Source organism: Rickettsia endosymbiont of Urophora cardui (assembly GCF_964030725.1).
Taxonomy (GTDB): Bacteria; Pseudomonadota; Alphaproteobacteria; order Rickettsiales; family Rickettsiaceae; genus Rickettsia.
This window is the reverse complement of the sequence record NZ_CAXIPY010000003.1, coordinates 68,441-83,376: the sequence shown is the minus strand read 5'-3', so window position 1 is coordinate 83,376 and position 14,936 is coordinate 68,441. Positions and strand designations below refer to the sequence as shown.

Here is a 14,936-nt window from a genome sequence, read left to right as displayed (position 1 = left end):
AGTCCGTCCGCCAAAACTCTACAAGCCTTATAGATAATATGGTTTTAAGACAAGAAGTAATACAACAATCCGTAAGAAAATGATAAAATATGGTCATAAACCTTATGGATTTCAGTCAATGCCAATAGACAACATTATCAAATCGCAAGAACAAGGGAAACTGTTTGGTTATAAATTAAAAGAAGAATTAAACCCAAATAATAAGCTATATAAATTAAGAGAATTAATAAATTGGTCTAGGCTCGAAGAGTGGTTATCAAAAAATGTTTGTATTAAGAAATTTGGTAGAAATAGAAAATGTCATAGAGTGATGCTTGGCATAACGATGCTACAAGCAATGTATAATTTTTCAGATTCATTATCAGAGGAAGAGCTAAAAGAGAATATGTATTGGCAGTATTTCTGCGGGTGGGAATATATAGAAAAAGACATAGCTATCTCGGAAACTAGTATACGACGGTTTCGTAGTGTATTAGGTGAAGCTGGATATAATGAGATATTATCGGAGTTGATCAGGGTTGGGATAAAAACTAACACAATTAAAAAAAAAGATTTGGAATTAATCATCGCTGATACGACTGTACAAATTAAGAATATCAAACACCCACACGATGTTTATTTAATGGATAAAGCTAGGCTTAGCATAGTAAAGCTTTGCAACAGTTTGGGTATACATTTGAATGAAACATACGCTAGAACCTATAAACGCGATATAGTAAAGCTATGGAAATATAAAGAACATAGTAAAGCCAAGAAGCGTTGGAAAATAATGAAGCATTTAAAAATATTACTGGGTCGTTTGATTAGAGTATGTGAGCGTGAGATCAAAAATAAGCAATTAAACTTGTCTCTCAAAAATCAAGAAGTATTGCAAAAAATAAAACAAATACATAACCAATCTGTTTTAAAAAGAGAAGCTAAAAAGCAATATAAAGAAGATAACAAAGTATTATATAGTTTTCATGCCCCTGAAGTAGAGTGTATAGGAAAGGGAAAACGCAACAAGCCATATGAGTTTGGCAATAAAGTAGCGGTAGTAGTAAGTGGTCGTAGAAATTTTGTTTTATCCGCAAAATCGTTTCATAATAATCCTTATGATGGTCATACATTGCATCAGAGCTTTGAAGCAGTAGAGAGTGTCACTGGAATCAAGATAAAGAAATCATTTGTTGATCTTGGGTATAGTGGTAGCAATGTAAAGGAGAAGAGTAAGGTATATACCCCAAAAACGCGGAAGAAGTTGTTACAAGAGGACAAGTCTATGATCAAGAGACGCAGTGCCATAGAACCAATAATAGGTCACTTAAAGCAATATGGTCGGATGGGTAGAAACTTCTTGAAAGGTATGATAGGAGATATTATCAATCCAATAATCTCTGCTATTGGTTTGAATTTACGATGCATTGCAAATCATTTACAAATCGTGTCTAACTCCACATAAATCAAAAATATCATCATGCAAAAACTAGATGAACGATAAAAAATCGTTAACAATAGCTCCATATCAAAATTAGACCAACACAGAAATGTATCAGTAAAAATTAACATAACTTATTAATTTTTATTGAAAATCTTAGCAATTTGTTGTCAAAACTCTATCCCATTACAAATGATCAGGATTTGAAGTGTTTTTGGCGGATAGACAAGAAAATTATCAAATTATCCCAATTATTATACCAAGATTTAGCTATATACGGATATTGCTTACTCCATTTTTGATCAAATGACTCAAGAGCTAATTCTGCTTCTTTTTCAGTAGCAGAAGTATAGCAGGAGTTTCGCACTTAGCAAAATTGTGTATTAGTTAGAAGCCATTTAATGTTGTTCTGAATTGATGTTTTTATAACTTCCCAAGTTTGTTGATATAAAGTAATGTTTTCATTTATCCTCCTTTTGTTCATATCAAGCCAGGCCAATACAGCAAGGCAAATATGATTTCTTTGAGCTCGACCCGTGCGTGCCTGACAGCATTCAATACCACAAGTTTGTTTCAATTCTCGATGATAAACTTCTATAGACCAACGCGCCTTAACAATTTTCTCTATTTGCTCACGTGTAGGATTCTCTAAATTAGTTGTTATGTAATCAATGCGACCATTTTTTGCCACAAACTTAAATACCGTAACCCAACCGTATCCACGTAGGTGAATTTTTAGCCCTTCATCGGGAATCTCTAAAGTTTCCAAGCTAACATTACGATTAACTTTTCTATTTTTTCTTAGGTTGGTAACCCATATCCAACCTAAATTACGTATATGTTTTAAATTATCCAAACCACTATACCAAGCATCCATAACTATAGCATCAGGCTTGATACCTCTTTCTTTAGCTAAAGTAAGCATATCACAAAAATGCTCGTTCTTTGTTTTACCATCAGTTTCTTTATCATATATTCTATAATCTACAGGAGTAGATTGATCAATTTGAGTATTGTAATGCAGTAAGTTTACCATTCCTATACCAGGTATAACATCATGTACAGCCCCAGAATATTGATAATTTACAAGCTCGATCCTCTTACTGTATTGCTTTGACAATAAGGTGTCATCTCCCACTAATAAACAAGGATCTTCCAGATCAATATATTTTGACACTTTGCTATAGATTTCGCTAGGGCGAAAATCCTTACTCTTTAACCATCGACTTGCACTATCGTGCGATAGATCTAATGGACTTACTTCAGATAATGCTTTGCTAGTATATCTTACACTACTTGCTTGTAAGAATGATTTATATAAATCTTTGCTACATTTTGATCTTGTCATTTTTATCTAAAACTATTTTTCTCTAGATTAGCATATTATTTGCTAAGTGCGAAACTCCTGTATAGATTAGTTTCAAATCCGCGAGTCTTTTGCAATGATTGTGTAAATTTTTGTTGAGCCTATATAGCTAACGCGGAAAGGTTTTTACCATAGTTTTTGTATTTACTCACATATTCACCAGATCTAAATCCTATTAAACATTGCTGGACTAACTTTAAAAACTGTTTACGTAAAATTATTGATCAATGCCTAAGTTTTTCCTAATCTGTGGTAGAAACATTTCCGTGTTAGCTATATTAGAAGTAATTAAAAATATAGGTAGTCCGTCCGCCAAAACTCTACAAGCCTTATAGATAATATGGTTTTAAGACAAGAAGTAATACAACAATCCGTAAGAAAATGATAAAATATGGTCATAAACCTTATGGATTTCAGTCAATGCCAATAGACAACATTATCAAATCGCAAGAACAAGGGAAACTGTTTGGTTATAAATTAAAAGAAGAATTAAACCCAAATAATAAGCTATATAAATTAAGAGAATTAATAAATTGGTCTAGGCTCGAAGAGTGGTTATCAAAAAATGTTTGTATTAAGAAATTTGGTAGAAATAGAAAATGTCATAGAGTGATGCTTGGCATAACGATGCTACAAGCAATGTATAATTTTTCAGATTCATTATCAGAGGAAGAGCTAAAAGAGAATATGTATTGGCAGTATTTCTGCGGGTGGGAATATATAGAAAAAGACATAGCTATCTCGGAAACTAGTATACGACGGTTTCGTAGTGTATTAGGTGAAGCTGGATATAATGAGATATTATCGGAGTTGATCAGGGTTGGGATAAAAACTAACACAATTAAAAAAAAAGATTTGGAATTAATCATCGCTGATACGACTGTACAAATTAAGAATATCAAACACCCACACGATGTTTATTTAATGGATAAAGCTAGGCTTAGCATAGTAAAGCTTTGCAACAGTTTGGGTATACATTTGAATGAAACATACGCTAGAACCTATAAACGCGATATAGTAAAGCTATGGAAATATAAAGAACATAGTAAAGCCAAGAAGCGTTGGAAAATAATGAAGCATTTAAAAATATTACTGGGTCGTTTGATTAGAGTATGTGAGCGTGAGATCAAAAATAAGCAATTAAACTTGTCTCTCAAAAATCAAGAAGTATTGCAAAAAATAAAACAAATACATAACCAATCTGTTTTAAAAAGAGAAGCTAAAAAGCAATATAAAGAAGATAACAAAGTATTATATAGTTTTCATGCCCCTGAAGTAGAGTGTATAGGAAAGGGAAAACGCAACAAGCCATATGAGTTTGGCAATAAAGTAGCGGTAGTAGTAAGTGGTCGTAGAAATTTTGTTTTATCCGCAAAATCGTTTCATAATAATCCTTATGATGGTCATACATTGCATCAGAGCTTTGAAGCAGTAGAGAGTGTCACTGGAATCAAGATAAAGAAATCATTTGTTGATCTTGGGTATAGTGGTAGCAATGTAAAGGAGAAGAGTAAGGTATATACCCCAAAAACGCGGAAGAAGTTGTTACAAGAGGACAAGTCTATGATCAAGAGACGCAGTGCCATAGAACCAATAATAGGTCACTTAAAGCAATATGGTCGGATGGGTAGAAACTTCTTGAAAGGTATGATAGGAGATATTATCAATCCAATAATCTCTGCTATTGGTTTGAATTTACGATGCATTGCAAATCATTTACAAATCGTGTCTAACTCCACATAAATCAAAAATATCATCATGCAAAAACTAGATGAACGATAAAAAATCGTTAACAATAGCTCCATATCAAAATTAGACCAACACAGAAATGTATCAGTAAAAATTAACATAACTTATTAATTTTTATTGAAAATCTTAGCAATTTGTTGTCAAAACTCTATCCCATTACAAATGATCAGGATTTGAAGTGTTTTTGGCGGATAGACTAGGTAACAGAAATGCAAATAGAGAAGAATAAAAAAATAAATGAAGCAATAGATTTGCTGATAAAAGGCGGAGTAGATTTAAAAACAGTACTAAGTCAGAATGGATTAATCTCTCAGGGTTTAATTCCCCGAAGCTCTGCTTCGTGATATCATAAGAAACAACTAAAACTTTTTTAGATACCTCGTAGCTCTGCTGCGAGGAGCATCATTTAAGGAATTAACCAAGGGTATTTTAGAGCGAGCACTGCATGCTGAGATGTCAGAACATTTAGGTTATAGCAAGTATGATAGAGCTGAAACTGAGAATGCGAGGAATGGTAGTTTTAGTAAGAATCTGATTAGTGAGAATGGTACTATAGAGCTAAATGTTCCAAGAGACAGACAAGGTAAATTTGAACCTATAATAGTCTCAAAGAAACAAACAAGAATAGATGGCTTAGACCAAAAGATAATATCCTTATATGCGAAGGGTATGAGTGTGTCTGATATTAAAACACAATTGCAAGAATTATATGGAGCTGAGATCAGTGAGAGCCTAATCAGCAGGATTACAGATGAAGTAATAGATGAGGTCAAGATTTGGCAGAGTAGACCGCTTGAATCAGTATACCCTATAGTATATTTTGACTGTTTAGTAGTGAAAGTAAGACAAGATAAACTTATTATTAATAAATCAGTATATGTAGCTTTAGGAATAGATTTATCTGGCAGAAAGGATATTTTAGGCTTATGGATAAGTGAGAATGAAGGAGCTAAATTTTGGCTTGGTAATTTTACTGAGATGAAAAATAGAGGAGTAAAAGATATCTTAATTGCTTGTAGTGATAATCTAACTGGTATGTCTGATGCTATTGCATCAGTATACCCGAAAACTGAACATCAAATTTGTATTGTCCATCAGATCAGGAATAGCCTCAAATATGTATCATATAAAGATAGAAAGCAATTAGCAGCGGATTTGAAACTAATCTATACTTCTGCTACTGAAAAAGAAGCAGAATTAGCTCTTGAGTCATTTGATCAAAAATGGAGTAAGCAATATCCGCATATAGCTAAATCTTGGTATAATAATTGGGATAATTTGATAATTTTCTTGCAATATCCAAAGGAGATTCGTAAGATTATTTACACTACAAATGCGATAGAATCGCTGAATAGCCAATTGAGAAAAGTTACTAAGAATAAACGCATCTTTCCAAATGATGACGCAGTATTTAAGGTTTTATATCTGACAATTGATTATATTACCAAAAAATGGTCTATGCCTATCCCCAAATTGGAATGAAGCTATGGCTCATTTTATGATCAAATTTGATGGTAGAATTTTGACTAACGAATATTAGAATTACCCTCAACGAACATTAAAATTACCTATAAAAAAGAAGTAACTATGGACAGTAAAATCGAATAAAAATTTATTTTTAAATATTTAAATATTATTCGAGAATTACTGATGACATGTACAAATAACCAAGTAGGTATTTTAATGCAAAAGATCAAAAAATATAATCAGATAATTTCTGCTGCAAAAGCAGGTATGAGTGTAAAAACGGCACGTAAGTATTTACGTATTAATAAGTATCCAAGCGAATTACGCACAATACGTAAATATAGGACACGTAAGGATCCATTTGTGAAGCACTGGGATGAAATAGAATCAATGCTAGAATCAGCACCGGAGTTGCAAGCAACTACCATATTAGCATATTTGACAGAAAAGTATCATGGGAATTATAATGGGAAGCAATTACGCTGTTTGCAGAAAAGGTTGATAGTGGACTAATGGTATGGACCTCCTGATATAGAGAATGAAAAGCAGTTGCTAATCTTCTAGGGTTAATATTTAACATATTAAAACAACAATTAAGGAGGTCCATATGGAGGTTACTACAATTGGTATAGATATTGCAAAAAGAATTTTTCAAATTCATGGTGTAGATAAAAATGGCAAGACAGTATTAAAGAAAAAATTGATGAGAGATCAGGTTTTGACATTTATGGCTAATTTACCACAATGTTTAGTAGGGATGGAAGCTTGTGGTGGTTCTAGTTATTGGGCAAGAGAAATAACTAAATTAGGGCATGAAGTAAAACTAATGGCACCGCAATTTGTCAAACCATATGTTAAAACTAATAAAAATGATCAAGCAGATGCTGAAGCGATATGTGAAGCCGTGACAAGACCTAATATGAGATTTGTTGCAATTAAAACTATAGAGCAACAAGAAATTTTATCAATACATAGGGTAAGAGAGAGATTGGTAAAAAATCGTACAGCACTTGCTAATGAAATTAGGGGGCTACTACATGAGTTTGGTTTTATTGTTCCTCAAGGCATTAATAAGGTTATCACAAAATTAATTGAGATTTTAGATGCAGGGAAATTAAGCCAGTTAAGTTATCAAACATTTAGTGAACTAAAAGAAGAATTCTTAGATAATAACAGAAAAATAAAAGAGATAGAAAAACGATTAACAATGATAGCAAGTAACCTAACTCAATATCAACGATTAAGAGCTATACCTGGTCTTGGTTTAATTACTGCTACTGCTTTAATAGCATCAATAGGTAATGCTACAAGTTTTGAGAATGGCAGGCAATTATCGGCATGGCTAGGATTAGTGCCAAGACAACATTCAAGTGGTGGGAAGGATAAGCTGCTGGGAATTAGCAAGCGAGGTGATGTATACTTACGCACTTTATTAATTCAAGGGGCTAGAGCTGTACTAAATGCCAAGATAAGATTTACATCGGAAGAACAGAAATCTAAAAAAGATTTTAGCCAATTTACGAAATGGATGTTTAATTTATCTGAGCGAAGTAGCCATAATAAAACGACAGTTGCCATAGCTAATAAGTTGGCAAGAGTGGTGTTTGCTGTACTAAGATCAGGAGATGATTATGTAGAGAGTAAAGTTTGTAGCTAAAGAGTGTGTAGCATAGCACTTATAAGTAAAATAAATGGTGATTTATATAATGAATAGGTAAAAGCAAAACAATATGTAAGAGATTCCAACCCGAAATATGCTTGAGATAATTAATATTGATGGTAAATAAGACAAACCTTAGCTTACAAAAAAACTGCGTTTTTCAGTGGCTCTTTTAGAAGCCGATGGACTGATAAGTATATAGTTTGTAAGCCAGCGAATTCCATCAGGGCTGTAGAATAAATTAGGTTGATTTATCAGCTATAAGCCGGATACATGACTGCATTTGTTTGTTTTTATTATTGATGTTATTTTTTTCTTGCATTCTACAGGAGGTCCATACATGAAAAATCAAGACAAAAAAATGAGTAGAGTCTTTTGCAATGATTGTGTAAATTTTTGTTGAGCCTATATTATAGCTAACGCGCAAAGGTTTTTACCATAGTTTTTGTATTTACTCACATATTCACCAGATCTAAATCCTATTAAACATTGCTGGACTAACTTTAAAAACTGTTTACATAAAATTATTGATCAATGCCTAAGTGTTTCCTAATCTGTGGTAGAAACATTTCCGTGTTAGCTATAGAAGTAATTAAAAATATAGGTAACAGAAATGCAAATAGAGAAGAATAAAAAAATAAATGAAGCAATAGATTTGCTGATAGAAGGTGGAGTAGATTTAAAAACAGTACTAAGTCAGAATGGATTAATTAAGGAATTAACCAAGGGTATTTTAGAGCGAGCACTGCATGCTGAGATGTCAGAACATTTAGGTTATAGCAAGTATGATAGAGCTGAAACTGAGAATGCGAGGAATGGTAGTTTTAGTAAGAATCTGATTAGTGAGAATGGTACTATAGAGCTAAATGTTCCAAGAGACAGACAAGGTAAATTTGAACCTATAATAGTCTCAAAGAAACAAACAAGAATAGATGGCTTAGACCAAAAGATAATATCCTTATATGCGAAGGGTATGAGTGTGTCTGATATTAAAACACAATTGCAAGAATTATATGGAGCTGAGATCAGTGAGAGCCTAATCAGCAGGATTACAGATGAAGTAATAGATGAGGTCAAGATTTGGCAGAGTAGACCTCTTGAATCAGTATACCCTATAGTATATTTTGACTGTTTAGTAGTGAAAGTAAGACAAGATAAACTTATTATTAATAAATCAGTATATGTAGCTTTAGGAATAGATTTATCTGGCAGAAAGGATATTTTAGGCTTATGGATAAGTGAGAATGAAGGGAAGTTCTATAATTAAATGATGCTCCTCGCAGCAGAGCTACGAGGAGCATCATTTAAATATAGATATATCATGGCTCATTTAACGATAGATGAAAGATTTAAAATATACGAAATGAATAAGAGTGGTTATAGCTCGCGATATATAGGGACAAAGATTGGCCGTGATAAAAGCACTATATGTTATGAACTCAAGAGAATGAGGCATAATTATAGACCAGATAGGGCTAACACACTTGCTTGCAGTTTAAGGCAAGGTAAGAGAAAAAGAAAATTAGATATTGATAATAATTTACGAGCAGAAATAATAAAGCAGTTAACACAGGGTATTTCACCAGATATAATTTCAGGTAGACGTAAACTATCACGAGATACTGTCAATATTTCTACAGAGAGTATATACCAGTTTATTTATACATCTCCTATAGCACAAAGGCAAAAATTATATTTATCTTTAGCAAGAAAAAGGAAAAATAGGTTGCATCATGGTACAAGAATCAGAAACAAAAGAATTACAATACCAAATCGAGTTTCCATTACTGAAAGACCAGAGATAAATAGAAAGATAGCAGCAATAGGTCATGTATAAGGTGATTTAACTTTTAACAAAGGTAATCAAAGTCGTAATATAGGCGCTCTTGTGGATATCAGAACACAAAAAGTGTTTCTCACGTTAAACCGTTCAAAAAGAACACAAGATGTGATTGGTAACATGAATAAAAAACTTAAACAATTGTCGCATATAATCAAAAGCATAACGTTAGATAATGGCAAAGAATTTACCAATCATGAACAACTATTGCCAAAATCTGAACGAAAAGTATATTTTTGCAATCCTTATTCTCCATGGCAAAAACCATTGATAGAGAAGATTAACTCAATGGTGCACAGAGTATACTCTAAATCTTTAGATATAAAAAAAATGATGCTCCTCGCAGCAGAGCTACGAGGTATCTAAAAAAGTTTTAGTTGTTTCTTATGATATCACGAAGCAGAGCTTCGGGGAATTAAACCCTGAGAGATTAACAATAAAGCAATTACAAGAAATTGAGGATTTTTTAAATAATTTACCAAGAAAAGTGCTCGGTTATAAAACACCCAATGAGGTATGGGAAGAAAATATAAATCTGGCTTAATTAATACTGGAATTTACCCTTAAAAGTTTGCATAGGAGTTTTTCCATAACAATATTTACCAGAATGAGGTCTTTCATTATTGAAATACTCTAGCCAGATATCAAGATCTAATTGTAGGTCATCAAGATCTGTATAAATCTTTTTCCGCATAGCTGTATCAAAGAATTCTTGGAGTCTTTTGCAATGATTGTGTAAATTTTTGTTGAGCCTATATTAGAAGTAATTAAAAATATAGGTAACAGAAATGCAAATAGAGAAGAATAAAAAAATAAATGAAGCAATAGATTTGCTGATAGAAGGCGGAGTAGATTTAAAAACAGTACTAAGTCAGAATGGATTAATTAAGGAATTAACCAAGGGTATTTTAGAGCGAGCACTGCATGCTGAGATGTCAGAACATTTAGGTTATAGCAAGTATGATAGAGCTGAAACTGAGAATGCGAGGAATGGTAGTTTTAGTAAGAATCTGATTAGTGAGAATGGTACTATAGAGATAAATGTTCCAAGAGACAGACAAGGTAAATTTGAACCTATAATAGTCTCAAAGAAACAAACAAGAATAGATGGCTTAGACCAAAAGATAATATCCTTATATGCGAAGGGTATGAGTGTGTCTGATATTAAAACACAATTGCAAGAATTATATGGAGCTGAGATCAGTGAGAGCCTAATCAGCAGGATTACAGATGAAGTAATAGATGAGGTCAAGATTTGGCAGAGTAGACCTCTTGAATCAGTATACCCTATAGTATATTTTGACTGTTTAGTAGTGAAAGTAAGACAAGATAAACTTATTATTAATAAATCAGTATATGTAGCTTTAGGAATAGATTTATCTGGCAGAAAGGATATTTTAGGCTTATGGATAAGTGAGAATGAAGGAGCTAAATTTTGGCTTGGTAATTTTACTGAAATGAAGAATCGAGGAGTAAAAGATATCTTAATTGCTTGTAGTGATAATCTAACTGGTATGTCTGATGCTATTGCATCAGTATATCCGAAAACTGAACATCAAATTTGTATTGTCCATCAGATCAGGAATAGCCTCAAATATGTATCATATAAAGATAGAAAGCAATTAGCAGCGGATTTGAAACTAATCTATACTTCTGCTACTGAAAAAGAAGCAGAATTAGCTCTTGAGTCATTTGATCAAAAATGGAGTAAGCAATATCCGCATATAGCTAAATCTTGGTATAATAATTGGGATAATTTGATAATTTTCTTGCAATATCCAAAGGAGATTCGTAAGATTATTTACACTACAAATGCGATAGAATCGCTGAATAGCCAATTGAGAAAAGTTACTAAGAATAAACGCATCTTTCCAAATGATGACGCAGTATTTAAAGTTTTATATCTGACAATTGATTATATTACCAAAAAATGGTCTATGCCTATCCCCAATTGGAATGAAGCTATGGCTCATTTTATGATCAAATTTGATGGTAGAATTTAATGGTTCACGAAATTTACACAATTGATGAGACAGAGCCAATTCTTGTTTCATGGTTTTATTAAAACGCTCACACATACCGTTTGTTTGAGGAGAATATGCTTTAGTAGTAGTATGCTCTATACCTTCGATACTTAGAAATAATTCAAAAGCATGATGCTCTATATTCCCCTTATATTCTGACCCACGATCTGTCAGAATACGAAGTATTGGTATCCCTTGAGTCTCATACCATGGTAACACTCGGTCATTAAGCATATCAGCAGCAGTTAAAGCTGTTTTATCAGTATATAGTTTAACATCAGCTACTCTGCTGTAGCTATCAATAAATACCTGAGAATAAACCTTACCTATACCCTTAAAGTTGCCTACATAATATGTATCTTGGCATCCTAGATACCCTGGATGCTGTGTCTCAATTTCTCCATGAGCTTCTTTTTCATTACGACGCTTCTCTAGCACTTGTAATTGTGCCTCAGTAAGCACAATACCATCTTGAGCCATTTTTGCTTCTAATGCTTTAAGTCTTTTACTGATGTTGTTTAAATCATTACGTAACCAAATTGATCTTACTCCCCCAGGTGATACAAGTACACCTGTCTTTTTAAGCTCATTTGATACTCTTAGCTGACCATATGCTGGATATTCTATTGCCATATCTAGTACTGCTTTCTCTACAGCAGGATCAACTCTATTCGCTATTATTGGCTTTCTTCGACTAATTTCATACAACGCTTCTTCGCCACCAGTTTCATACAGTTCTTTAAATCTGTAATAACTATCTCTACTATATCCCATCGCTTTACATGCTGATGATATACTACCAAGGCTCTTAGCTAATTCAAGTAAACCTAATTTTGGTTTTATTATTTTTTGATTTAAGTTCATTCTTTATCTCCATTTAATAATTAATTTATTTTACTAAATGTAAGATATAATCTCAACTATTACAATTCAAAAGCTTATTTATGCAACAAAGCCATGCCGCATTACCTAAAAACTGTTTTTTCCAATTTTGAATTGTTTTAACACTTATTGCATATTTTGAAGCTAACTGACCAAGTGTCGACTCCTCTTTTATTAATCTCTCAGGGTTTAATTCCCCGAAGCTCTGCTTCGTGATATCATAAGAAACAACTAAAACTTTTTTAGATACCTCGTAGCTCTGCTGCGAGGAGCATCATTTCTAATACTATCCCCGTTTTTTCTGAAGCACTGAAAATTTTTACTTTATTTTTCTTCATCTTTCCTCTTAAGTTTATTGCTATTTATTCTAACTTATTGCGGAAACACACTCCTTCATTTTTTTGTCCAATTTTTTCATGTATGGACCTCCTGTAGAATGCAAGAAAAAAATAACATCAATAATAAAAACAAACAAATGCAGTCATGTATCCGGCTTATAGCTGATAAATCAACCTAATTTATTCTACAGCCCTGATGGAATTCGCTGGCTTACAAACTATATACTTATCAGTCCATCGGCTTCTAAAAGAGCCACTGAAAAACGCAGTTTTTTTGTAAGCTAAGGTTTGTCTTATTTACCATCAATATTAATTATCTCAAGCATATTTCGGGTTGGAATCTCTTACATATTGTTTTGCTTTTACCTATTCATTATATAAATCACCATTTATTTTACTTATAAGTGCTATGCTACACACTCTTTAGCTACAAACTTTACTCTCTACATAATCATCTCCTGATCTTAGTACAGCAAACACCACTCTTGCCAACTTATTAGCTATGGCAACTGTCGTTTTATTATGGCTACTTCGCTCAGATAAATTAAACATCCATTTCGTAAATTGGCTAAAATCTTTTTTAGATTTCTGTTCTTCCGATGTAAATCTTATCTTGGCATTTAGTACAGCTCTAGCCCCTTGAATTAATAAAGTGCGTAAGTATACATCACCTCGCTTGCTAATTCCCAGCAGCTTATCCTTCCCACCACTTGAATGTTGTCTTGGCACTAATCCTAGCCATGCCGATAATTGCCTGCCATTCTCAAAACTTGTAGCATTACCTATTGATGCTATTAAAGCAGTAGCAGTAATTAAACCAAGACCAGGTATAGCTCTTAATCGTTGATATTGAGTTAGGTTACTTGCTATCATTGTTAATCGTTTTTCTATCTCTTTTATTTTTCTGTTATTATCTAAGAATTCTTCTTTTAGTTCACTAAATGTTTGATAACTTAACTGGCTTAATTTCCCTGCATCTAAAATCTCAATTAATTTTGTGATAACCTTATTAATGCCTTGAGGAACAATAAAACCAAACTCATGTAGTAGCCCCCTAATTTCATTAGCAAGTGCTGTACGATTTTTTACCAATCTCTCTCTTACCCTATGTATTGATAAAATTTCTTGTTGCTCTATAGTTTTAATTGCAACAAATCTCATATTAGGTCTTGTCACGGCTTCACATATCGCTTCAGCATCTGCTTGATCATTTTTATTAGTTTTAACATATGGTTTGACAAATTGCGGTGCCATTAGTTTTACTTCATGCCCTAATTTAGTTATTTCTCTTGCCCAATAACTAGAACCACCACAAGCTTCCATCCCTACTAAACATTGTGGTAAATTAGCCATAAATGTCAAAACCTGATCTCTCATCAATTTTTTCTTTAATACTGTCTTGCCATTTTTATCTACACCATGAATTTGAAAAATTCTTTTTGCAATATCTATACCAATTGTAGTAACCTCCATATGGACCTCCTTAATTGTTGTTTTAATATGTTAAATATTAACCCTAGAAGATTAGCAACTGCTTTTCATTCTCTATATCAGGAGGTCCATACCATTAGTCCATTATAAACTCCACCTAACTCCCATACAGCTTTTTCAAACCCTGATGCTAATGTATCAAAACTTTCACTATGGCATATGCTAAAAGTTTCCCAACATGAATAAGGCAACATAAAATGAAATAGTAAGTGAGGATATGGTTGCCCACCAATACAAATACCCAATTGATTCATATTGGTCCAATCAGACTGACTCTGTTTGCCAGGAAGAATATTTTGTAAAAAGATTACTGTCTTATCCTTACCATGTGCAGCTCTCCATTGTTTCAACCTTTTCTGCAAACAGCGTAATTGCTTCCCATTATAATTCCCATGATACTTTTCTGTCAAATATGCTAATATGGTAGTTGCTTGCAACTCCGGTGCTGATTCTAGCATTGATTCTATTTCATCCCAGTGCTTCACAAATGGATCCTTACGTGTCCTATATTTACGTATTGTGCGTAATTCGCTTGGATACTTATTAATACGTAAATACTTACGTGCCGTTTTTACACTCATACCTGCTTTTGCAGCAGAAATTATCTGATTATATTTTTTGATCTTTTGCATTAAAATACCTACTTGGTTATTTGTACATGTCTATAATGGACTAAAAAAATTGGACAAAAAAATGAAGGAG

The 14,936-nt window shown here is 32.9% G+C and carries 9 protein-coding genes and 6 pseudogenes; 9 read left to right on the top strand and 6 right to left on the bottom strand.

Going from position 1 to position 14,936, the window contains the following annotated elements:
* Positions 1-79 precede the first annotated feature (79 nt).
* Entirely contained in the window at positions 80-1,441 is a 1,362-nt protein-coding gene (locus tag AAHI98_RS03065; RefSeq protein WP_342224717.1) for an IS5 family transposase, read from the top strand.
* Positions 1,442-1,593: 152 nt separating this feature from the next.
* Here AAHI98_RS03065 and AAHI98_RS03060 read toward each other — a convergent pair.
* A pseudogene (locus AAHI98_RS03060) lies at positions 1,594-1,769 on the bottom strand (transposase); the annotation flags it as partial.
* A 15-nt stretch (positions 1,770-1,784) separates the two neighbouring features.
* Positions 1,785-2,765, bottom strand: a complete 981-nt coding sequence (locus AAHI98_RS03055; RefSeq protein WP_342224656.1) for an IS701 family transposase — start codon at positions 2,763-2,765, stop codon at positions 1,785-1,787.
* Positions 2,766-3,164: 399 nt separating this feature from the next.
* Between AAHI98_RS03055 and AAHI98_RS03050 the strand changes: the two genes are divergently transcribed.
* The 7 genes and pseudogenes from AAHI98_RS03050 (at position 3,165) to AAHI98_RS18450 (ending at position 10,043) form a co-directional block, all read left to right on the top strand.
* Positions 3,165-4,526, top strand: a complete 1,362-nt coding sequence (locus AAHI98_RS03050; RefSeq protein ID WP_342224717.1) for an IS5 family transposase — start codon at positions 3,165-3,167, stop codon at positions 4,524-4,526.
* Between the two features lie 215 nt (positions 4,527-4,741).
* A complete protein-coding gene (locus AAHI98_RS03045) occupies positions 4,742-4,876 on the top strand; it encodes a hypothetical protein (protein WP_342224747.1) in 135 nt (44 codons plus the stop codon).
* Positions 4,877-4,940: 64 nt separating this feature from the next.
* Positions 4,941-6,072 (top strand): annotated as a pseudogene (locus AAHI98_RS03040) (IS256 family transposase); the annotation flags it as partial.
* 110 nt (positions 6,073-6,182) lie between these two features.
* Complete coding sequence (locus AAHI98_RS03035; protein WP_342224746.1) at positions 6,183-6,512, top strand: hypothetical protein; 330 nt, start codon at positions 6,183-6,185, stop codon at positions 6,510-6,512.
* Positions 6,513-6,606: 94 nt separating this feature from the next.
* A complete protein-coding gene (locus tag AAHI98_RS03030; protein ID WP_342224642.1) occupies positions 6,607-7,656 on the top strand; it encodes an IS110 family RNA-guided transposase in 1,050 nt (349 codons plus the stop codon).
* A 616-nt stretch (positions 7,657-8,272) separates the two neighbouring features.
* Positions 8,273-8,920: pseudogene (locus AAHI98_RS03025) on the top strand (IS256 family transposase); the annotation flags it as partial.
* Between the two features lie 60 nt (positions 8,921-8,980).
* Positions 8,981-10,043 (top strand): annotated as a pseudogene (locus AAHI98_RS18450) (IS30 family transposase).
* Here the strand turns inward: AAHI98_RS18450 and AAHI98_RS03010 are convergent.
* A pseudogene (locus tag AAHI98_RS03010) lies at positions 10,044-10,214 on the bottom strand (IS481 family transposase); the annotation flags it as partial.
* Between the two features lie 73 nt (positions 10,215-10,287).
* Here AAHI98_RS03010 and AAHI98_RS03005 point away from each other — a divergent pair.
* Entirely contained in the window at positions 10,288-11,502 is a 1,215-nt protein-coding gene (locus tag AAHI98_RS03005; RefSeq protein ID WP_342224684.1) for an IS256 family transposase, read from the top strand.
* Here the strand turns inward: AAHI98_RS03005 and AAHI98_RS03000 are convergent.
* From AAHI98_RS03000 to AAHI98_RS02990, 3 genes and pseudogenes are all read right to left on the bottom strand, one after another.
* Positions 11,485-12,387 (bottom strand): annotated as a pseudogene (locus AAHI98_RS03000) (IS481 family transposase); the annotation flags it as partial. The gene AAHI98_RS03005 and the pseudogene AAHI98_RS03000 overlap by 18 nt on opposite strands.
* A 779-nt stretch (positions 12,388-13,166) precedes the next feature.
* Complete coding sequence (locus AAHI98_RS02995) at positions 13,167-14,216, bottom strand: IS110 family RNA-guided transposase (protein WP_342224642.1); 1,050 nt, start codon at positions 14,214-14,216, stop codon at positions 13,167-13,169.
* 77 nt (positions 14,217-14,293) lie between these two features.
* Positions 14,294-14,866: a hypothetical protein gene (locus tag AAHI98_RS02990; RefSeq protein ID WP_342225016.1), complete on the bottom strand. Its 573-nt coding sequence runs from the start codon at positions 14,864-14,866 to the stop codon at positions 14,294-14,296.
* Between the last annotated feature and the right edge of the window lie 70 nt (positions 14,867-14,936).